This is a genomic window from Streptomyces sp. Edi2 (assembly GCF_040253635.1).
Taxonomy (GTDB): domain Bacteria; phylum Actinomycetota; class Actinomycetes; order Streptomycetales; family Streptomycetaceae; genus Streptomyces.
Genome location: NZ_JBEJGX010000003.1, coordinates 5,802,396 through 5,822,854, shown reverse-complemented (window position 1 = coordinate 5,822,854; position 20,459 = coordinate 5,802,396). Strand labels below are relative to the sequence as shown.

Below are 20,459 nucleotides of genomic sequence, written 5' to 3'. Positions count from 1 at the left end.
GGCCCAAGGAGGGCGGTCGAGGTGCGGGCGCCCCCGGGGATGGCGGTCGTGCCGCTTGCCCCAGAGGGCCGGCGCTGCGCCCTCGCCTCACCCCCGAAGGCCCACCGGCCTCATCGCCTCATCCCGAAGGCCCCCGGCCTCATCGCCTCTCCCCCGGAGGCACCGCCCCGGGGTCACTGGCCACGGGCCACTACCCCCCGAGCCGTTCCGCCAGCTCCTCCGGATCCGTCGTCGGCCGCTCGCAGGTGAAGCGGCGGCAGACGTAGGCGGCGGGTTTGCCGTCGACCAGGGGGCGGTCCTGGAGGAGCGGCACCTCGTCCACCCCGGGTTCGCCCAGCGCGACGGCCGCCCCCGGGGCGGTGCCGAGCAGCGCGGCGCGGTGCAGCGCGACGGTGGCTGGATCGCCCTGCGGGCCGACGACGGCGACCTCGCGCGGGCCGTCCAGCGCGGCCTCGGCGACGGCCAGCCCCCATCCGATGAAGCGCGGGGCCCGGCCGCCGAGCGCGGTGACGATGCCCAGGGCCCGTTCCGCGGCGTTCCGGTGGAGGTCGCTGCCGGTCAGCGCCGCGTACGACAGCAGGGCACCGGCCGCCGCGGTCCACCCGGAGGGCGTCGCATTGTCGGTCGGGTCCTGGGGACGGCGGATCAGGGCCTCGGCATCGGCCGCGGTGTCGTAGAGCGCGCCGTCCTCGGTGGTGAACTGGAGCAGCACGGTGTCCAGGAAGAAGCCCGCGAACTCCACCCAGACGCCCTCCCCGGTGACGGAGGCCAGGGTGAGGAAGCCCTCCGCGACATCGGCGTAGTCCTCCAGGACACCGGAGTTGGCGCCGGGCGCGCCGTCGCGGGAGGTGCGGTGCAGCCGGGCCTGCCAGTCCATGTGGACGCGTACCAGCAGGTCGGCGGCGTCGGTGGCGGCCTGGATCAGGTCCGGCCGGTCGAAGTAGGCACCGGTCTCGGCGAGCGCGGCGATGGCCAGCCCGTTCCAGGAGGCGACGACCTTGTCGTCCCGGCCGGGGCGCGGCCGCTCCTCGCGCGCCGCGAGCAGCCGCTGCTTTACCGAGGCCACCCGGTCGGCGTCCACCGGGCCTTCGGCACCCGGGAGCTGGAGGACCGAGGCGCCCTCCTCGAAGGTGCCTTCCTCGGTGACGCCGAAGTGGACGGCGGCGAACTCCGCGTCCTCCTCGCCCAGTACGGCGCGCAGCTGCTCGGGCGTCCAGACGTAGTAGGCGCCCTCGACATGCCTGCCGGTGCCCGAGCCGTCGTCGCTGTCCGCGTCCAGTGCGGACGCGAAACCGCCCTGGTCGGTGCGGAGTTCACGGACCATGAAGTCGGCGGTCTCGACGGCGATGCGGCGCGCCACGTCCGAGCCGGTGGACCGCCACAGATGGGCGTAGACCCGGCACAGCAGGGCGTTGTCGTAGAGCATCTTCTCGAAGTGCGGCACGGTCCAGGTGGCGTCCACCGCATAGCGCGCGAAACCACCGCCGAGCTGGTCGTAGATGCCGCCGCGGGCCATCGCCGCACAGGTCGCCTGCACCATTTCCAGGGCTCCTTCGGAGCCGGTACGGGCGTGGTGGCGGAGCAGGAATTCCAGCACCATGGACGGCGGGAACTTGGGCGCACTGCCGAACCCGCCGTTGACCGTGTCGAATTCGCGGGTCAGGCCCATCAGGGCGCCGTGCAGCTCCTCGGGGCGCGGGGGCCGCCGGTCCGCGGGCAGCGACTCGGTCAGGGACCGGCCGGCCAGGTCGGCGACGATCCGGCCTGCGACCTCGCCGACCTCGCCGCGCCGGTCGGTCCAGGCGCTGCGTACCCCCTCCAGGATCTGCCCGAAGGACGGCATGCCGTGGCGCGGCTCGGGCGGGAAGTACGTACCGAAGTAGAAGGGCTCGGCGTCCGGGGTGAGGAAGACGGTCATGGGCCAGCCGCCCTGGCCGGTGGCGGCCTGCACGGCCTCCATGTAGACGGCATCGACGTCCGGACGCTCCTCGCGGTCCACCTTGACGGCCACGAAGTGCTCGTTGAGCAGGGCCGCGGTGGCCGGGTCCTCGAAACTTTCGTGCGCCATCACATGGCACCAGTGACACGAGCTGTAGCCGACGCTGAGCAGGACCGGCACGCCGCGCCGCCGTGCTTCGTCGAATGCGTCGGCCGACCACGGCCACCAGTCGACCGGGTTGTCGGCGTGTTGGAGCAGATAGGGGGAAGTCTCTTGAGCCAGGCGGTTCGGCATGGGGCCATCCTCTCGCAATGAGGCACGGGGAGCCGGGAGCGGAGGGAGTTATCCACAGGCCTGCCGGAAATCACGCGGACGCGGAACACTGTGCGTACGGCGACGATCACCGCTGGACACTGCTGGAACTGCTGGAGGGGGATGGCATGCCGGGCTCACTGGCTGTGCTGCGCGACGGCCACCGGGCGGAAGCGGAAGCGCTGTTGACCAGGGCGGTCGAGGAGGAGGTACGGCGCTCGGGCGGGCGGCTCGACGGGGACACGCTGCTCGGCCGGGCGCGGGCGGCGCTGGAGGATCTGGCGGGCAGCGCCGCCGAGGAGTACACCGCGTATGTCCGGGCGCTGGACGAGGCCGCCGCCGGCCGGCCGTCGCTGTCCCGGCGGCTGTCGCGCAAGGAGCTGGGCACCCCCGCGGTGGCGACCGCCGTGGCGGCGGTGGCGGCGTTAGGTACGGACCTTGCGTACGGCACGGGCGCGGGGCCGGCGCTGGGTGTGGGGGCCGCCGTGGTGGTGGCGGGCGCGGCCGCCACGGTCCTGAAGCTGACCGCGGGCCACTGGCCGGCTGCGCACCGCGAGGCCGGGATGCGCGACCGGCCCGGCGGTGCGCAGCAGCTGCGGCTGCAGTGGCTGACAGCGCTGGAGGTGCGCGGCATCCGGCCGTTCCTGGATCAGCAGCGGATGCTGACGGCGGCCGCCCATGGCGGTTCGGCCGCCACGCCCGTCGCCTCGAAGAGCGGCCGCGGGCCGAAGCTGCGCGGCGCGGACCGCAGCGCCGCGGCCCGGCAGCGGTCCCTGCTGGAGCACTCCTTCTCCCAACTTCCGCATCCGGACGGCCCGTTCGCCGGACGGCGGGCGGAGCTGACACAGATCGCGCAGTGGGTGCACGCGGCCCGCGCGAGCACGGAGACCAAGCCGACGGTGGTGATACTCCACGGCGAGCCGGGCTCGGGGCGTACGGCGCTGGCGGTGCGGGCCGCACATCAGCTGCGCGATCAGTTCCGCGGCGCCTGTGTGGTGGACCTGCGCAGCGACACCCCCGGGGAGGTGCCGCTCCCGACCCGGGACGCGCTGCTGCATCTGCTCAACCGGCTGGGCGCACCCCGCGAGCAACTGCTGTTCCGCGAGCGCCCGTCCCAGGAGCAGCACGTCAAACGGCTCACCGATCTCTACCACCAGCATCTGACGGGCCTTCCGGTGACGGTGCTGCTGGACGACGCCGCGGATCCCGCGCAGGTGCGCACCCTGGTGCCGGAGCGGTCCGACAGCCTGGTGCTGGTCACCTCCCGTGCGCCGCTGGAGCTGCCCGGGGACATCGAGGCCTGGGTGCACCACCTGCCGGTGGGAGCGCTGGACGCCACGGGCACCGAAGAGCTGCTGCGCGCCTCCGCCACGGCCGGCGACGACGCGCCGGGCGAGACGGTCCCCTACGACGCACAGGCCATCGACGAGATCTCCGCACTGTGCGCGGGCCTGCCCCTGGCGCTGCGGGTGGCGGGCTCCGCACTGGAGTCGCGCACCGCCACCGCACTGGCCACGGATCTGGCGGCTTACGCCCCGGCGTCACCCGTGGAGCGTGCGCTGTGGCTGCGCTACGCCGACCAGTCGGAGACCGCGCGGCGGCTGCTGCGCCGGCTGGCGCTGGTGGGCCGGGCGAGCCTGGGGGCGGCGGCCTCGGCGGCGCTGCTCGGCGTCGAGCAGGCCGAGGCGGAGCGGGAGCTGACGACGCTGGCCCGGGCCGGGCTGATCGAGCATGTGCGGGGCCGGCGCTACCGCCTGCACGCCCTGGTGCACCGCTTCGCGCACGACCGGCTGATGGACGAGGAGGAGCCGGGCGAGCGCGGCGCGGCCCAGGAACGGCTGATCCGGGGCTATGCGGAGCTGGCCGACTCGGTCATCCGGCTGGTCGACGGCCGGACATCCACCCGCGCCGACCGCTTCGGCTCGCACGGCTTCACCTCCCTGGACGCGGCGCTGCAGTGGCTGGACGACGAGACCAGCTTCATCACGGCCGCGCTGCGCCACGCCGACCAGGGCGTGGACCAGGCGGCGGTCTCCCATCTGCTGGGCGCGCTGGCCGACTACTGCCTGCTGCGCGGGGACCTCTACCGTCTCGGCGAGCTGAGTGAGCTGACCCGGGCCGTCGGGCAGGGGCTGCTGGTCCGCTCGGTGCAGTGGCGTACGGGTGTGGCGGCCCGGCAGCTCGGCGAACTGGACAAGGCACGGACCACGCTGTCGTCGGTGGTCGATCTGTACTTCGAGGCGCAGCACCCGGCCGGCGCCGCCCGTGCGCTGCGCGATCTGGGCATCACGCTTCAGCAGCAGGGCAATCTGGCGGAGGCCGCGGCCAAGCTTCGTGAGGCACTTCAGCTGCAGTCCGGCGCGGATATGCACGGCGACCGGGCCTGGACGCTGCACGCCCTGGCGGCGGTGGAGCGGGACCGTGCCCAGCTCGCCGACGCCCTCGCCATGCTGCGGGAGGCGCTGGAGCTGCACGAGGAGAGCGAGAGCATCCACGGCCAGGCATGGGCCCACTTCCAGCTCGGCCAGGTGCATCTGCGCAGGGGCGATGTACCGGCGGCGGAGACTGCGCTGCAGGCCGCGATGGGGCTCTACGGCCGTACGCACGACGAGCGCGGCGAGGCCTGGGCGATGACGCAGCTGGCGCGCGCCCGGTTGGTGGACGGCGAGCCGGGTCCCGCGGTGGACCAGCTCCGGCAGGCTCTGCCGCTGCACCACCAGCACGAGGACGCCCGTGGCGAGGCCTGGACCATGTACTACCTGGGCCAGGCGCTGGAGGAGCGCGGCGAGCACGATGCGGCGCTGCGGCAGCTGGAGCGGTCGCGGACGATGTTCAGCCGGATGCAGGACGGCTACGGCCTGGCCTGCGCCCGGCATCACTCCGGTCGGGTCACCCGCGATCTGCGGGCGGAGCAGACCGGCTCGCTGCGCAACAGCGGCTTCGCCCGGCAGCTGCTGCAGGACGCCCGTAAGGACTTCCAGCGGATAGGGGTCCCGCACGGGGAGGCGTGGTCCTGCCTGGAGCTGCTGATCATCGACGCCGGCAACGGCCGGGCTGCGCAGGCGCTGGAGCTGGCCGACGAGGCGGCGGGCCTGTTCGCGGGCTACGGCGACCGGCGGGGCGAGGACTGGGCACGGTTCCTGCGCTGCACGCTGCTGCCGCTCGCCTCGCCGGGTGGCAGCGTGGTGGGCGCGGCCGTCGCCCAGGAGGAGCTGGCGCAGCTGATCCGCGAGAAGCATGCGGCCCGCGATTCCAAGCTGGAGGACTGCGCGGAGGCGTTCGCGCTGCTGCTGGACCGCGGGGTGGAGCCGGAGACGGGGTGGCAGGCATGGCGGCTCGGCATGGTGCCCAACCGCCATGCGCGCGAGGTCATGGGGGTGCCGGTCGGCCCGGCCGCGGCGGAGTGAGGCCCGGGCACGCGGGTACGGCGGGGCACCCGGGTACGGCGGGGCACGCCGGCAGCGACGCCCCACGGCAACCGGGCTCAGCGGTAGCCAGGCCAATCTAGAACCGGGCCCACCAGCAACCGGGCCCAGCGGTAGGGGGGCGCCCAGCGGCAACCGGGCCCACCGCCAGCCGCCCAGCGACAGCGACGCCGCACCGCAGGAGGCGCGGCAGGGCTCACCGCCCCACCCGTACTCCGGTGGTACTCCGGCAGCGTCCGGCACTACTCCGGCGGCGTCCCATGGCGGATCGGCCCGGCTCGCCGGCCACTCGGGCCGACGAGCCGCCGGGCCGGTCAGCCGGCCGTGTCCATCGGCCGGCCGTCGACCGCCACCCGGTCTTCACGGACCGGCGGCCCGCCCCCGGGCCGGTCCGCAGCTGTTCTCCGCTGTTCTCAGCCGGTCTCGGCTGGACTCAGCCGGTCTCGGCTGGACTCATCCGGTCTCGGCTGGACTCAGCTGGTCTTCGGCTTGGGGGCCGGCGTGGCGGCGGAGGCGGTGCTGCCCGCCTCGCCGTCTTCTGGCTGCTCCTCGAAGTCCACCTTCTTCATCTGCTTGTTCATGGACTTCATCAGCAGCCACACGGCGCCGCCGATGACCGCGAAGACGATGAAGCCGAGGACGCCGGGGGTCACTTTGTCCTTGTCGAAGCTGTCGGCAAGGGTGACGAAGTGCGTCAGGGCGAGGGTGCTGGTCGCGCTCATCATGGACTCAATTGTTGCGGATGCCCGCGAAGAGGTCGTCCTCGGGGAGGGAAGTGTCCACCCGGGACTTCGCGAGCTCGTACTCCTCCGTCGGCCAGACCTCGCGCTGGATGTCCATCGGCACCCGGAACCAACCACCGTCGGGGTCGATCTGGGTGGCGTGGGCGATCAGCGCCTTGTCACGGATCTCGAAGTAGTCGGCGCACGGAACGTACGTGGTCAGCGTGCGTTCCCGCCGCTCGAACTGCTTCCAGCGCTCCAGCCACTCGCCGTACGGCGAATCCATGCCGCGCTCCAGCAGCGCCTCGTGCAGCGCGATGGTGCGCGGCTTGTTGAAGCCCTGGTTGTAGTAGAGCTTCTGGGGCTGCCAGGGCTCGCCGGCCTCCGGGTACTTCTCCGGGTCACCGGCTGCCTCGAAGGCCACCATCGTGATCTTGTGGGTCATGATGTGGTCCGGGTGCGGATAGCCGCCGTTCTCGTCGTAGGTCGTGATGACCTGCGGCTTGAACTCCCGGATCAACTTGACCAACTGCCCGGCCGCCTCGTCGACGTCCTGCAGTGCGAAGCAGCCGTCGGGCAGCGGCGGCAGCGGGTCGCCCTCGGGCAGCCCGGAGTCGACAAAGCCGAGCCACTCCTGCTTGACGCCCAGGATCTCCCGGGCCTCGTCCATTTCCTTCTTCCGTACTTCGTGGATGTGCTCCTCGATGTACGGGTCTCCCTGGAGTTTGGGGTTGAGGATGGAACCTCGCTCACCGCCTGTGCAGGTGGCGACCAGCACGTCCACCCCCTCGGACACGTACTTGGCCATCGTGGCCGCACCCTTGCTCGACTCGTCGTCGGGGTGGGCGTGGACCGCCATCAATCGCAGCTGCTCAGTCAAGACTCGATCCTCAGTAAAGGGCCGGAGAAGATGCCTCCTATAGTGACCGAAGCGAGGGGGCGCTGTATTCCCTGGGGCGGGGACCCCCCGGGGGTTCGTTGCTCAGGTCCCCCCGACCAGGAGGATGGATCATGACCGCGGTGCGCGACGGGCTCCCCGACGGACGCTACGGCCGCTCCGCGGATGCGCGTGCCGACCGTAAGCTCAAGATCATTGGCGCGGTGCTCGGCGCCGCTCTGCTGGGTGTGATCGGCTGGTCCGGCATCTCGTACATCTCCGGGCAGGACCTCAGCGCCCGTGTGATCACCTGGGACGCGGTCTCCGACCACGCCGTCAAGGTGCACCTCGAGGTCGTCAAGGACACGGGCAGCAAGGGCGTGTGCACGCTCCGTTCGCAAGCCGAGGACGGCTCCGAGGTCGGCCGCAAGGACGTCACCGTCGACCAGCGCTCGGCCCAGGTGGACACCGAGGTCACGGTGCGGACCACGAAGCGGGCCACCAATGCCGTCCTCGTCGGCTGCACGGCCTCGGGCAACGGCTGACCTGCACGGCAGGCGCCCGGCCACACCGGCGCCAGGTACCGGGGCACCCTCGCACACCTCTCACCACACCCACATCCCCCGGCGCACAGCCCCGGGACACCCCGCACGCCCAGGACCCGCCCGCATCCCCGGCGCACAGCCCCGGGACACCCCGCACGCCCAGGACCCGCCCGCATCCCCGGCGCATGGCCCTGAGCCCCGCACACCCCTCACCACACCCGCATCGCCCGCCCCACCGCTCACTGCACCCCGCCCCACCGCGCCGTTTCCCCGCGGGGCGTGTCGTCACCGCCTCTGATCAGCGATGATGCGTTCCTGTGCGGCCGCTGTGAATTTCCTCTTCCCCGTTTTGTGCCGGAATTGTTAGGCTCGTGGTTTCGCCCACCTGTGAAGGCGCAAACCTTCCTGGTAGGGCGTTTGATTTATCCCCAGTACCGACGAGGAGCACCTGTGACCCAGACCAGCGAAAACGTCACCTGGCTTACCCAGGAGGCGTATGACCAGCTCAAGGCAGAGCTGGAGCACCTGTCTGGTCCCGCACGCGCCGAGATCACCGAGAAGATCGCGGCGGCCCGCGAGGAAGGTGACCTGAAGGAGAACGCCGGGTACCACGCGGCCAAGGAAGAGCAGGGCAAGCAGGAACTGCGTGTCCGCCAGCTCACCCAGCTGCTGCAGACCGCCAAGGTCGGCGAAGCGCCTGCCGCCACCGGCGTCGTCGCCCCCGGCATGGTCGTCACCATCGCGTTCGACGGGGACCCGGACGACACGCTGTCGTTCCTTCTGGCCTCCCGGGAGTACGCGAGCTCGGACATCGAGACCTACTCCCCCCAGTCGCCGCTGGGCACCGGCGTGAACGGCAAGAAGGTCGGCGCCGAGGCGGAGTACGAGCTCCCCAACGGCAAGAAGGCGGCCGTGAAGATCCTCGACGCGAAGCCGTACACCGGCTGACGCCCGAGACACCCCTGAGACAGCGAAGCGGCCCGGAACACCATGGATGTTCCGGGCCGCTTCGCCTTGTCTGCGGCACTCGCCGCGTCTGCGGCACCAGGGCCGCTCAAGCAGTGACGCTCATGCCGTAGCCGACCGGTATTTGCGGACGGCCAGCGTCCGGAAGACCGCGATGATCAGGACGGACCAGATCACCGAGGCCAGCACCGGGTGGTCCATCGGCCAGGCCCCGGTCACCGACGTGGGCGCCTTGTCGATGGTGTTGCCGAACAGCTGCCGGGCGGCGGCCACCGTCGCGCTGAACGGGTTCCACTCCGCAATGTGCTGCAGGAACGACGGCATGCCGTCGACCGGTACGAACGCATTCGAGATGAAGGTCAGCGGGAAGAGCCAGATCAGCCCGCCCGAGGTGGCCGCCTCGGGCGTCCGCACCGTCAGCCCGATGAGCGCGCCGATCCAGGAGAAGGCGTAGCCGAGCAGGAGCAGCAGTGCGAAGCCGGCCAGCACCTCGGCGATGTTCTCGTGGGAACGCCAGCCGATCAGCAGCGCGACGACCGCCAGCACCACCAGCGTCAGCGCGGTCTGCACGAGGTCGGCGAGGGTACGGCCGGTGAGCACCGCACCGCGGGACATCGGCAGCGACCGGAACCGGTCGATCAGGCCCTTGTGCATGTCATCGGCGATCCCCGCGCCGGCACCCGCCGTGGCGAAGGTGACGGTCTGCGCGAAGATCCCGGCCATCAGGAACTCGTGGTAGGCCTGATCGTCGCCCGGCGGGGCACCGGGGACGTTGATGGAGCCGCCGAAGACGTAGGTGAACAGCACCACGAACATGATCGGCTGAATGAGGCCGAAGATCACTACTTCGGGGATCCGGATCATCCGGATCAGATTGCGCTTGGCGACGACCAGGGAGTCGCGTACCGACCGGCTGAAGCCGCCTCGGGACAGCGGGGTACGGATACGGGCGTCGCCGGCCGTTTCGGTCACCGTGCTCACTTCACGCCCTCCTTGCCGGTCGGCACGCCGACGGCCACATCCGTCGGTACGCCCGCGCCCGCATCTGCCACCCGGGCCGCCGGCCCCGACTCGCCAGGACCGGCCGCCCCGGCGTCCTTGCTGCCCTTGCCGTCCTTGCTGGGCTTGCCGTCCTTGCCGCCCCTCTTCTGCCGCCCCACGGAGCCCTTGCCGCCCGCGCCGTTCTCCTCCGCCGCCTCCGCGGTGTGCCCGGTCAGCGAGATGAACACGTCGTCGAGGGTCGGACGGCGGAGCCCGATGTCGTCGATCTCCACCCCGCGCGCATCCAGTTCGCGGATGACCTCGGCGAGCAGCTTGGCACCGCCCGTCACGGGGATGGTGAGCTTGCGGGTGTGCGGTTCGACCGTGCCCTCGCCCTTGCCGAAGCCGCGCAGGACCTCGTCGGCGACGGTGAGGTGTTCCGGGGCGTGCACCACGACCTCGACGCGTTCGCCGCCGGTACGCGCCTTGAGCTGGTCGGAGGTGCCCCGGGCGATGACCTTGCCATGGTCGACGACGCAGATGTCGTGGGCGAGGCGGTCGGCCTCCTCCAGATACTGCGTGGTGAGCAGCAGGGTCGTGCCGCCCGCCACCAGTTCCTGGATGACGTCCCACAGCGCCTGTCGGTTACGGGGGTCCAGGCCGGTGGTCGGCTCGTCCATGAACATCACGGGCGGGCTGACGACCAGTGCGGCAGCCAGGTCGAGCCGGCGGCGCATACCGCCGGAGTAGGTCTTGGCGGTGCGGTCGGCGGCGTCACCGAGATGGAAGCGTTCCAGCAGTTCAGCGGCCCGGCGCTTGGCGTCACGTCCGCTCATCTGGTAGAGCTGGCCGACCATTGTCAGGTTCTCGCGACCGGTCAAGTACTCGTCCACGGCGGCGAATTGACCGGACAGGCCTATCGAGCGACGCACCTCGTCGGGCTGCGCGAGGACGTCGATCCCGGCGACCACCGCCTTGCCGCGGTCGGGCCGGAGCAGGGTCGTCAGGACACGTACGGCAGTGGTCTTGCCGGCACCGTTGGGGCCGAGCATTCCGAGGACGGTTCCTTCGGGGACGTCGAGATCGACGCCGTCCAGTGCCCTCACGTCGCCGAACGTCTTCACCAGACCTTCGGCGTAAATGGCGCCTGGCATATGGGTTCTCCCATGGCTTGGGTCAGTTCCAGGTCGAATATTACGATCGGCGGCTTATGCCCGCTCTGCGGCATTAGTCCGCAACGGAACGCCACGACTGCCTGGCACCCCGTGACCACGACGGTACATCCAAACGCGATACATCGCGATACAAATTTCGATTTTCCGCGCACGAACAGAAGGGGAACAGGCGTTTGTCGGCGCGTGTGGGGGGCGCCACGCTATACCCACACGCCCCTTGCGCCCTATCCCTTTGCGGCGATCCCTTTTGCGGTATCCCGGTACCTCGCACGGCATCTGCGCGCACCGGCGCGCCGCCGCACCGCGGGCCCGTACGGGCCGCCGCACCAGGAGCCCGTATTACCGCTTCGAGTCCGTACTGCCAGTGCGCGCCCGTGCCGCCGCCGCTTCGAGCCCGTACCGCCCTTCGAGCCCGTACCGCCACTACTCCGCGATGACGTACCCCGCCTCGTGCAGCGCCGTGCGCAGCTCGTCGCAGTGCGCCGGCCCCTGCGTCTCCAGATGCAGCTCCACCTCGACCTCGGTCAGCCCGAGCCGGGGGTCCGTCCGCACATGGCCGACGTCGAGCACATTCGCATCGGCCTGGGAGAGCACCCCGAGCAGTGTCGCCAGCGCCCCCGGCCGGTCCGTCAGCCGCAGCCGCAGCGAGAGGTAGCGCCCGCCGGCCGCCATGCCGTGCCGCAGGATGCGCTGCAGCAGCAGCGGGTCGACATTGCCGCCGGACAGCACCGCGACCACCGGCCCCTGGAAGGACTCCGGATCGGCGAGCAGCGCCGCCACGGGGCTCGCCCCGGCCGGTTCCACCACCAGCTTCGCCCGCTCCAGGCACAACAGCAGCGCCCTGGAGAGCTGGCCCTCGGTGACCGTACGGACCTCGTCCACCAGCTTCTCGACCATCCCGAACGTCACCTCGCCGGGCCGCCCCACCTTGATACCGTCCGCCATCGTCGAAAGACCCTCGATCGCCACCGGGCGCCCGGCCGCCAGGGACGGCGGATAGCAGGCCGCCCCCGCCGCCTGCACCCCGACGACCTTCACATCGGGCCGCAACGCCTTGACCACGAGCGCGACCCCCGCGGCGAGACCGCCGCCGCCGACCCCGACGACGATGGTCCGTACCTCGGGGCACTGCTCCAGGATCTCCAGGCCGACGGTGCCCTGGCCGGCGATGATGTCGGGGTGGTCGAAGGGGTGGATGAAGACCGCGCCGGTCTCGCGCGCATACTCCTGGGCGGCGGCCAGCGTCTCGTCCACCACCTGGCCGTACATGCGTACCTCGGCGCCGTATTCGCGGGTGGCGGCGACCTTCGGCAACGGGGCGCCGACCGGCATGAACACCGTCGACCGCACCCCCAGCAACGACGCCGCGAGCGCCACGCCCTGGGCGTGGTTGCCGGCGCTGGCGGCCACCACACCGGCCTCCCGCTCGCGCGCCGAGAGCCCGGCGATCCGCACGTAGGCGCCACGGATCTTGAAGGAGCCGGTGCGCTGGAGGTTCTCGCACTTGAGGTGGACGGGGGCGCCGACCAGCCCGGACAGATAGCGGCTGCCCTCCATCGCGGTGGCCCGGGAGACACCCGAGAGCATCTTGTGCGCCTCGCGTACGTCATCGACCGTCACCGCGGCGGCCGGGTCCTCGGCACGGTGCGCCGGGGCAGAGGCTCCGTCCGCCAGGGCGGAGGTTCCGTGCGCGGAGGCAGCGGTTCCGTGCGCGGAGGCGGAGGTTCCGTGCGGCGTACGCGGCGTGTGGGCAGCCATGGCGCCAGTCTTGCAGTTCGGCCTCCGTGGAGCGTTTTCTGCCCGAATGGCGATCAGGCACGTGGCGGAACCGAGCGGCGCGCCCCCGTACGGCCGCCGGGGGTTACGGGGCGTTATCGGAATGGACAGCCCAGGGACGCCTCACGCCGGGTCCGCGTACGCTGTCCTCCCATCCATACGCACTTCCATCGAAGCGAGCTCCCGGCCATGCCCACCTCTTCGGACATGACGACCCACACCGACCCCGCTCTCCTCGACGCGCTGCAGCACCAAGTGGCCGTCTTCGCCCGCCGCGCAGAACAGAGCCGGCTCGGCGGCGTCGGGCAGGCGCGCAATTCCATGGACCGCGCCGCCTACCTGCTGCTCAACCGCCTCGACCAGGAGGGTCCGATGGGCGTGAAGGCCCTGGCCGCCGGTATGGGCATCGACTCCTCGACGGTCACCCGGCAGGTCGCCCCGCTGGTCGACTCCGGACTGGTCAGCCGTGCCACCCATCCGGAGGACGGCCGGGCCGTGGTGCTTCAGCTCTCCGAGCGCGGCCACGCCCGCCTGGAGGAGGTCCGCACGTCCCGCCGCGCGCTGATGGCGCTGGTGACGGAGCAGTGGACCGAGGAGGAGCGCACGGCGTTCACCACGCTCCTGACGCGCTTCAACGCGTCCCTCTCCGACATCACCGCGTCCTTGCCGCCGGTGGGCCCGACGTCCTGAGGTGACGTTCCGGCGACGTCCTGGGCCGCCTGCTCAACCGCGCCTGGCCAACCGCGCGCCTGACCGCCCGGCCGCCTGCCTGCCCGCGCGCCTGCCCGGCCGCCTGTCCACGGACTGCCGCACGTCGCACACGTCGCACACGCCGCACACGTCGCACCTCTTGACCCGGCGGACGCGCTGCCGTGCCATAGGTGCCCAGGGGGCCGGGTGTCCTCCAGAGGGCTGAGGATCCCCGCGAGGTCGGGGGTTCGGGGGCCGGTCGGGTGCCCGTCATCCGGGAGGCGCGGTACGAGAGCGACGGCCGGGGCAGGAGCGCCGCCAGGCCCGTGAGGTCGAGCTGTTCGTGGCGGGCGCGGCGGGCCACCTCCTGCATCGCCACCTGCTGACCGGCGAGCCCGCTTCCCGACCCGCTCCGGCCGCCGAGGAGTTGCGGACCTGCGCACTCGCGCGGACATACGCCGGCTGGGACCGGCTGCGCGGCGACGATCCGTACGAGCGCACCCGCCCGGAGACGGCCGCCCTCCCCCAAGCTCTTAAGGAGCAGGGCGGTACCGCCATCGCGCACACCGCCCGGCGGCACCGCCGGCCGCGCGGCGGACTGCTGGACCGGCTGCCCCCGCGGCCGGCACCACCCCTCCCGCGGAGGGGGGTGGTGAGCGACCGGCGGTGAGCGACCGGTGCGTCAGCGCAGAGCCTGCGTGAGACCGGTCCCTGCGTGAGGCCCAGCGCCTGGGTCGGTCGCCTGGGTCAGCCCAGCGCCTGCGTGAGATCGGCCAGCAGGTCGTCGACCGACTCGATGCCGACCGAGAGCCGCACGAGGTCGTTCGGGACCTCCAGCAGCGACCCGGCCGTCGAGGCGTGCGTCATCAGCCCCGGGTGCTCGATCAGCGACTCGACACCGCCCAGCGACTCGCCGAGGGTGAACAGCTTGGCACGGTTGCAGACCTCCACTGCCGCCTGCTCACCGCCCGCGACCTGGAACGACACCATGCCGCCGAAGGACCGCATCTGCTTGGCGGCGACCTCGTGGCCCTGGTGCTCGGCCAGCCCCGGGTAGTAGACGCGGGTCACCTTCTTGTGCGAGGCCAGCAGGTCCGCGATGCGGGCCGCATTGGCGCTGTGCCGGTCCATACGGACGGCGAGCGTCTTGATGCCGCGCATCACGAGCCAGGCGTCGAACGGTCCGGCGACCGCGCCCATCGCGTTCTGGTGGTAGGCCAGTTCCTCGCCGAGGGCGTCGTCGTTGACGACAAGAGCGCCGCCGACCACGTCGGAATGCCCGCCCATGTACTTGGTCGTGGAGTAGACCACCACGTCCGCGCCGAGGGCGAGCGGCTGCTGGAGGTAGGGGCTGGCGAAGGTGTTGTCGACGACCAGCTTGATCCCGGCGTCATGGGCGACCCCGGCCAGCGCCGCAATGTCGCTGATGCCGAGCAGCGGGTTACTGGGCGTCTCGACCCAGATCGCCTTCGTACGGGGCCGCAGCGCGTCGCGTACGGCCTTCGGGTCGGAGGTGTCGGCCACCGACCATTCCACGCCCCAGCGCTCGACGACCTTCGAGATGAGACGGAACGTCCCGCCGTAGGCGTCATTGGGGATGACGACGTGGTCGCCGGGGCTCAGCAGGGTGCGCAGCAGGCAGTCCTCGGCCGCGAGGCCGGAGGCGAAGGCGAGGCCGCGGCGGCCGCCGTCGAGGGCCGCGAGGTTCTCCTCCAGGGCGGTACGGGTCGGATTGGCGCTGCGGCTGTACTCATAGCCGCCGCGGAGCCCGCCCACTCCGTCTTGCTTGTACGTGGATACCTGGTAGATGGGCGGTACCACCGCGCCGGTGGCCGCGTCGGGCTCCTGACCTGCGTGGATGGCAACGGTTTCAAAATGCTGGTGGCGTGGTTCGCGCTGATCGCTCATGCCAAACGAGGGTAGTCGGCCTCGCGACCTTACTTTTCGGAACTTTCTGGTCGCCCGAATAGTGGATACATACGAAGAACTGCAGGACGGCAGGACCACCCACCGGCCCCCACCGCATCACCTCAACCGCGCGTCACCACCCCACCACCCTCCGCCATCCCAGCCGCCCCTACGACTCCCCCGCCACTCTCCCGCCACTCCCATCCCCTCAGCGCCCCAGCGCCCGCCGCTCCCGCCGCGCCTTCGCCCCGCACGGTTAGCGTTACAGCGGTAGCCGTGACCACTACGGCCCACGGCCACCGGGCACCAGGACCGACACCAACACCCACACCCACCCCCACCCCCACACCGCTACCGATAGCCGTACAGGTACAGGACACCCCACATGGACGCTCTGCTCGTTCTCTTCGCCGCGCTCGCGCTCGGCGGTTTCGTCTTCCTGCCCTGGATGCGGCGCCGGCGGGCCGTGCAGCACACCCGGCAGGGCCTGGTGGTGGCCTCCGACCCGATGGCCGGCTACGGCTTCGTACCGCTGGACGAGCTCGACGTCCGGTTGCCCGGCCCCGACCAGGAACTGGCCGATGCGCTGGAGGAGATGCGCCGGACACATGACTGGCGCCCGGCCGCCGCGCTGCTGAAGTCCACCGGCGACGACTGGGAGCGGCGCTGGCAGCGGGTGCAGACGCTGGCCGGCGCCGCCGCGTTCGAGCTGGCCGCGGAGGAGGCGACGGAGCAGCAGCGGCGCGGTACGGCCCCGGGGTACGGCGACGGCGGGCGGACCGGCGGGATCTGGCTGCGGACCTGGCGTTCGGAGGCCCCCAAGGACCCGGGCGGCGCCCAGACGCACGCCCAGTTCCTGGTGGTCCAGGCCCTGCGCGACCCGGGCTCGCAGGACTTCCGCATGATCCTCGAAGAGGCCCGTACGGTCTGCCGGGAGGCGGCCCTGCTGGCGCCCGGCAGCCCGATCCCGTACATCACCGAGCTGGCCGTCGCCCGCGGCCTGGGCGACCGCCCCGCCGACTACGAGGAGCTGTGGACGAAGGTCGTCCAGCGCGCCCCGCAGCACATGGGCGCACACCTCGCCGCGCTCCCCTACTGGTCCGAGAAGTGGCACGGCTCCCGCAAGGAGGCCGAAGCCTTCGCCGAGCGCGCGGCGGCCACCGCCCCCGCCAAGACCCTTCTCCCGGCCCTCCCCCTCTTCGCGGTCTATGACCACCTCCCCGAGGCCAACCTGGTCCGCAGCCTCTACCGGAGCGCGGTCGTCGAGCGCGCGATCGAGGGCGCCCACTTCGCCCTCCGCGAGGCCCCCGCCGACCACCCCATGGCGCCGCACGTCCGCCACCTGCTGGTCTGGTTCCTGGTCCGCGCCGAGCGCTACGCCGAGGCCCTGGAACAGCTCCGCCTGGTCGACGGCCACGTGGGCGCGGTCCCCTGGTCGTACGGCCGCAGCCCCGCCGCCGAGTACGCCGCCTACCGCGCCCAGGCCATCGCGGGCTGGGAACAACTGGGCGGCAACGCGGCAGGTTTTCCGCCGGCGGGGCAGTAGGGCGGGCCCGGGCGGGCAGACGGAAGCGGCTTCCGCGCGGAGGGCAGCGGGCCGCGCAGAAGGCAGCGGGCCACGCGGCGAGACGCGTGCAGAGGACGGGCGGTGCGCAGAGGACCGGCCGGACCGTCGAGGCGGGCCGGACACCGGAGGGACGGGCCGCGCGCACAGGAGATACGGGCCACAGGCACAGGGCGAGCCGGAAGCCGAGGGCCAGCCGAACGCCATCCCCGAACGGCTCCAAACAGCCCGGCTCCAAGGGGCCCCAAACGGCTCGGCCCCAAACGACTCCGAACGGCTCGGCTCCGCACCCTGACGACGCCGGCCCGCAGACTCAATCCCACACCCACAACCGACTGTCAGTGGCCCCGTGCATCATCGACCACATGACCCTGAGCACCGTTGAACCGCTGCACACGCTCGCCCACACGCACCTGTCCGCCGAGATCGCCGAGCGGTGGATCGGCCTGCTGCGACCGGGCCTGCGACTGGAGAAGGCGACGGCCCCCGGGACCGCCCCGGTCGTCGGCCGGCTCGGCGGCCTCCCGGAACTGCCCGAGGACACGGAATGGCCCGTCTGGGAGGGCCACGGCCCGCTCGCCTTCATCGCTTCGCTCGACTGCGCTCTGCTCCCCTCGGCCGCCCTCGACATCGCCATACCGACCGACGGCACGCTGGCCTTCTTCTACTTCGACGGGCAGCTCGACGACGGCAGCGCCTTGGTCGCGCCCCATGAACCCGACACCTGGGCGGGCGCACGCGTGCTGTACACACCGGCGGACGTCCCCACCGCCGCACGCGCCACACCGGAAGGAATCCGGCCCTACCCCGAGGTGCCGTTGACAGCACGCACGGAGGCGACCGCCCCGTACACCTGGCACCCCGTGGTCCAGCAGGAGTTCGACTCGCTGCCGGACGACCACCCGCTGTGGGGCGAAGACTTCCAGGAGGCGCTGTACGACCACTCCGGAGGCACCGAACACCGCCTCGGCGGCCACGCGAACCCCCAACAGGACGCGGTGGAGTCCGAGGTCGCCCGCGGAGCCCTCGGCGGCCCGCCGTGGGGCGACCCGCGCATCGAGGAGGAAACACTCCGCTGGGTCCTGCTGGCCCAGATCGACACGGACAACGACGCCGACATGATGTGGGGCGACTGCGGCGCCCTCTACTGGCTCATACGCCCCGAGGACCTGGCCGAACGCCGCTTCGACCGCGCGATGTTCACCTGGCAGTGCGGCTGACGGCACGGCTACCGGGTCGGCGGACGAGCGTTCATCTGCCCTCGCCCGCCCACCGCGATTGCCCCTCACACCCACGACGACCATTCCGTCTACCCACCCGCCCTGCCGCCTTACTGCCCTACCGCCCTACCGCCCTACCGCCCTGGGACGGAATACCCCACACTCCCCCGGCGTTCCCCCAGACACACGTTCTCCGCCAGCCATCGACCGAGTCCGGCCCAGCGCAGCGATCATCCGCGTCCAGCCACCAGCCGCGTCCCGCCCGCCCAGCCCAGGAGCCTGATCCCATGCTCTTCTCCCGCTTCAAGACCCACCTCCCCACGCCGGACGAAGCACTCGACGGGCGCCCCGAGCGGGCCTTCACCGTCCCCGACCGGCACACCGTCCTCGGCAACCCGCTGCTCGGCCCCTACCCGGCCGGCCTGCAGATCGCCGACTTCGGCCTGGGCTGCTTCTGGGGCGCCGAGCGGAAGTTCTGGCAGACCGAGGGCGTCTGGACCACCGTCGTCGGCTACCAGGGCGGCCACACCCCGAACCCCACCTACGAAGAGGTCTGCAGCGGCCACACCGGCCACACCGAGGCCGTCCGCGTCGTCTTCGACCCCAAGATCGTCTCGTACGGCACCCTGCTGAAACTTTTCTGGGAGTCCCACGACCCCACCCAGGGCTTCCGCCAGGGCAACGACGTCGGCACTCAGTACCGCTCCGCCATCTACACCCACTCCCCCGCCCAGCAGCAGGCCGCCGAAGCCTCCCGCGACGCCTACCGCACCGTCCTCCACGACTCCGGCCACGCCGACATCACCACCGAAATCCTCCCCGCCGACACCACCCGCCCCTTCTACCCGGCCGAGGGATACCACCAGCAGTACCTCGACAAGAACCCGGCCGGCTACTGCGGGATCGGTGGGACGGGCGTGAGCTGCCCGGTGGGCGTGGCTCCGGCCGGGGAATGACTCGGGTCATCACCCCAGGTAGGGGCGCTCCCGATGCTCCAGGAAGTGCTGGATACGAAGCTGCTGCGTGTGGTGCATCGGGAGATCGCCGATCTCATCGGGGTGGATGAACCGCAGCTCCGTGGACTCGTCCGAGATGGCAAGCTGCCCTCCGACGAGGCGCGCGGTGAAGCACACGTTGAACTGCCGCCGTACCTCTCCGTCCGTGTAGGCGATCACGTGACGGGGATCGGTGTACGTCCCCACCAGCCCCGTGATCTCCACATCCAGCCCGGTCTCCTCCTTGACCTCCCGGACCGCGGTGCCGGGAAGGGAGTCGGTCATCTCCATGCCACCGCCGGGCAGGGCCCAGAGGTCGTTGTCCCGGCGCCGCTGGAGCAGGATGCGACCCTCGTCGTCGGTCACCACGGCTGAAGCGGCAACAACGAGACTGTTGGGCTCGGGGGCGTCGGGATCGTCGTAGTACTCGGTACGCGACAGGGTTCACTCCTCGGGTACGGGCTTCGCCGTCGTCCATACCGCGTCGAAGCTCTGGGCGTAGGTGTCGAAGATTCCACCATCCCCGTTGCGCCGAAGGTGCCACACGGGCGCTCCGTAGGCGTTCACTCCCCAGACATGGGCATTGGCCAGGAGCTGATCGTCCGCCCGGTAGATGGAGTTGTACAGCGTGGTTCCGTGGGTCCGGATCTCGACTCCGGGTACCCCGAGGAGCGGCCGGTAGTGCATGAGGGCGAGCCGGCAACGCGATTCGATGCCGTGCCCGAACCGTTCCTCCTCGCCGCGCTGCCGCACGTTCTCGCTCTCCGCATCACCCAACGCGATGCGTACGGAGCACCCTTCGGCGGCGCGCTCACGGAGCAGATCGTTCAGGCGGGGAAATCCCTCGTGCAGGAAGACCGCCGCGTAGACGAGTACGTCGATGTTCTCGCGGGCCTCCGCCAGCATGTCCGTGAACGTGGATACGGGAACGTCCGCCCGCTGGTCGTACAACGCGACCAGCTCGGAGCTGACAGCGCGGGCAGAGCGTGCTTGCCTGAGCGCCGGCCAAAGTGCATGCACGTCTTCTCCTAACGTCTCAGCCGCCAGCAGGGCCGTCGCTCGTCGAGCGTCCGACCCAAGTTGACCCATCGCTCTACGGACTTGGGGTCCACCTGAGCCCTCGCTGCGAGGGTGGCATGGGTCCACCCTCCGGCTGCCATGGCGGCACGAAGCCTCTCGTTCGGCATCCGCAGTCTCTCCCTGGAAGTTGGGACGTTGCTAGGGACGCTCTACCTCCTCCGGGACGTCCCAAAATGGGTTTTGGGCGAGGTTCCTACGTCCTGGGCACCGCCGTGATCCTCCTTGCATGAGCGACAAGAAAGCCCCTGCGCTGGGCACTTTGACGCTGGACACCAGGAGCGGCC

At 71.3% G+C, this 20,459-nt stretch carries 16 protein-coding genes and 1 pseudogene; 8 read left to right on the top strand and 9 right to left on the bottom strand.

Annotation, left to right across the window (positions count from 1 at the left end; all coding sequences use genetic code 11):
- Positions 1–190: 190 nt before the first annotated feature.
- Positions 191–2,233 carry a thioredoxin domain-containing protein gene (locus ABR737_RS29105; protein ID WP_350253486.1) on the bottom strand — a complete coding sequence of 681 codons (2,043 nt, stop codon included), beginning with the start codon at positions 2,231–2,233 and terminating at the stop codon, positions 191–193.
- Between the two features lie 146 nt (positions 2,234–2,379).
- Between ABR737_RS29105 and ABR737_RS29100 the strand changes: the two genes are divergently transcribed.
- On the top strand, positions 2,380–5,658 hold the full coding sequence (locus ABR737_RS29100) for a tetratricopeptide repeat protein (RefSeq protein ID WP_350253484.1): 3,279 nt from the start codon (positions 2,380–2,382) through the stop codon (positions 5,656–5,658).
- 491 nt (positions 5,659–6,149) lie between these two features.
- On the opposite strand, the gene ABR737_RS29095 is transcribed toward ABR737_RS29100, so the two are convergent.
- Together ABR737_RS29095 and mca are read right to left on the bottom strand one after the other, a co-directional pair.
- A complete protein-coding gene (locus ABR737_RS29095) occupies positions 6,150–6,401 on the bottom strand; it encodes an RAMP4 family protein (RefSeq protein ID WP_350253482.1) in 252 nt (83 codons plus the stop codon).
- 4 nt (positions 6,402–6,405) lie between these two features.
- Positions 6,406–7,278, bottom strand: coding sequence for a mycothiol conjugate amidase Mca (gene mca, locus ABR737_RS29090; RefSeq protein ID WP_350253480.1), 873 nt, complete (start codon positions 7,276–7,278; stop codon positions 6,406–6,408).
- 131 nt (positions 7,279–7,409) lie between these two features.
- On the opposite strand from mca, the gene ABR737_RS29085 reads away from it, so the two are divergent.
- Positions 7,410–7,820, top strand: a complete 411-nt coding sequence (locus ABR737_RS29085; protein WP_350253478.1) for a DUF4307 domain-containing protein — start codon at positions 7,410–7,412, stop codon at positions 7,818–7,820.
- A 450-nt stretch (positions 7,821–8,270) separates the two neighbouring features.
- On the top strand, positions 8,271–8,768 hold the full coding sequence (gene greA, locus ABR737_RS29080) for a transcription elongation factor GreA (protein WP_030088184.1): 498 nt from the start codon (positions 8,271–8,273) through the stop codon (positions 8,766–8,768).
- Between the two features lie 120 nt (positions 8,769–8,888).
- Here greA and ABR737_RS29075 read toward each other — a convergent pair whose 3' ends face one another.
- From ABR737_RS29075 to ilvA, 3 genes are all read right to left on the bottom strand, one after another.
- Positions 8,889–9,767, bottom strand: coding sequence for an ABC transporter permease (locus tag ABR737_RS29075; protein WP_502964394.1), 879 nt, complete (start codon positions 9,765–9,767; stop codon positions 8,889–8,891).
- A complete protein-coding gene (locus ABR737_RS29070; RefSeq protein ID WP_350253476.1) occupies positions 9,764–10,921 on the bottom strand; it encodes an ATP-binding cassette domain-containing protein in 1,158 nt (385 codons plus the stop codon). The genes ABR737_RS29075 and ABR737_RS29070 overlap by 4 nt, the downstream gene beginning before the upstream one ends.
- A gap of 444 nt (positions 10,922–11,365) precedes the next feature.
- Positions 11,366–12,700 (bottom strand): threonine ammonia-lyase, encoded by a 1,335-nt coding sequence (ilvA, locus tag ABR737_RS29065; protein ID WP_502964393.1) that lies wholly within the window; start codon positions 12,698–12,700, stop codon positions 11,366–11,368.
- A 207-nt stretch (positions 12,701–12,907) separates the two neighbouring features.
- On the opposite strand from ilvA, the gene ABR737_RS29060 reads away from it, so the two are divergent.
- Positions 12,908–13,408 carry a MarR family winged helix-turn-helix transcriptional regulator gene (locus tag ABR737_RS29060; protein ID WP_350253474.1) on the top strand — a complete coding sequence of 167 codons (501 nt, stop codon included), beginning with the start codon at positions 12,908–12,910 and terminating at the stop codon, positions 13,406–13,408.
- 343 nt (positions 13,409–13,751) lie between these two features.
- The gene (locus tag ABR737_RS29055; protein WP_502964392.1) at positions 13,752–14,078 is read left to right on the top strand and encodes a hypothetical protein; all 327 of its coding nucleotides are present in this window, start codon (positions 13,752–13,754) and stop codon (positions 14,076–14,078) included.
- A 77-nt stretch (positions 14,079–14,155) separates the two neighbouring features.
- On the opposite strand, the gene ABR737_RS29050 is transcribed toward ABR737_RS29055, so the two are convergent.
- A complete protein-coding gene (locus tag ABR737_RS29050) occupies positions 14,156–15,316 on the bottom strand; it encodes a cystathionine gamma-synthase (RefSeq protein ID WP_350253472.1) in 1,161 nt (386 codons plus the stop codon).
- Positions 15,317–15,701: 385 nt separating this feature from the next.
- Between ABR737_RS29050 and ABR737_RS29045 the strand changes: the two genes are divergently transcribed.
- The 3 genes from ABR737_RS29045 to msrA all read left to right on the top strand — a co-directional run bounded on the left by ABR737_RS29045 (position 15,702) and on the right by msrA (position 19,056).
- On the top strand, positions 15,702–16,862 hold the full coding sequence (locus ABR737_RS29045) for a hypothetical protein (protein ID WP_350253470.1): 1,161 nt from the start codon (positions 15,702–15,704) through the stop codon (positions 16,860–16,862).
- A gap of 383 nt (positions 16,863–17,245) precedes the next feature.
- Complete coding sequence (locus ABR737_RS29040; protein WP_350253469.1) at positions 17,246–18,100, top strand: YwqG family protein; 855 nt, start codon at positions 17,246–17,248, stop codon at positions 18,098–18,100.
- A 287-nt stretch (positions 18,101–18,387) separates the two neighbouring features.
- Positions 18,388–19,056, top strand: coding sequence for a peptide-methionine (S)-S-oxide reductase MsrA (gene msrA, locus ABR737_RS29035; RefSeq protein ID WP_350253467.1), 669 nt, complete (start codon positions 18,388–18,390; stop codon positions 19,054–19,056).
- A 9-nt stretch (positions 19,057–19,065) separates the two neighbouring features.
- Here msrA and ABR737_RS29030 read toward each other — a convergent pair whose 3' ends face one another.
- Complete coding sequence (locus ABR737_RS29030) at positions 19,066–19,536, bottom strand: NUDIX domain-containing protein (protein ID WP_350256958.1); 471 nt, start codon at positions 19,534–19,536, stop codon at positions 19,066–19,068.
- Positions 19,537–19,539: 3 nt separating this feature from the next.
- Positions 19,540–20,282: pseudogene (locus tag ABR737_RS29025) on the bottom strand (XRE family transcriptional regulator).
- Between the last annotated feature and the right edge of the window lie 177 nt (positions 20,283–20,459).

Coding starts and splice junctions, on each gene's coding strand:
- ABR737_RS29050 (WP_350253472.1), bottom strand. CDS start 15,316: ATGAGCGATCAGCGCGAACCACGCCACCAGCATTTTGAAACCGTTGCC.
- ABR737_RS29100 (WP_350253484.1), top strand. CDS start 2,380: ATGCCGGGCTCACTGGCTGTGCTGCGCGACGGCCACCGGGCGGAAGCG.
- ABR737_RS29060 (WP_350253474.1), top strand. CDS start 12,908: ATGCCCACCTCTTCGGACATGACGACCCACACCGACCCCGCTCTCCTC.
- ABR737_RS29085 (WP_350253478.1), top strand. CDS start 7,410: ATGACCGCGGTGCGCGACGGGCTCCCCGACGGACGCTACGGCCGCTCC.
- msrA (WP_350253467.1), top strand. CDS start 18,388: ATGCTCTTCTCCCGCTTCAAGACCCACCTCCCCACGCCGGACGAAGCA.
- ABR737_RS29040 (WP_350253469.1), top strand. CDS start 17,246: ATGACCCTGAGCACCGTTGAACCGCTGCACACGCTCGCCCACACGCAC.
- ABR737_RS29070 (WP_350253476.1), bottom strand. CDS start 10,921: ATGCCAGGCGCCATTTACGCCGAAGGTCTGGTGAAGACGTTCGGCGAC.
- ABR737_RS29105 (WP_350253486.1), bottom strand. CDS start 2,233: ATGCCGAACCGCCTGGCTCAAGAGACTTCCCCCTATCTGCTCCAACAC.
- ABR737_RS29045 (WP_350253470.1), top strand. CDS start 15,702: ATGGACGCTCTGCTCGTTCTCTTCGCCGCGCTCGCGCTCGGCGGTTTC.
- ABR737_RS29095 (WP_350253482.1), bottom strand. CDS start 6,401: ATGATGAGCGCGACCAGCACCCTCGCCCTGACGCACTTCGTCACCCTT.
- ilvA (WP_502964393.1), bottom strand. CDS start 12,700: ATGGCTGCCCACACGCCGCGTACGCCGCACGGAACCTCCGCCTCCGCG.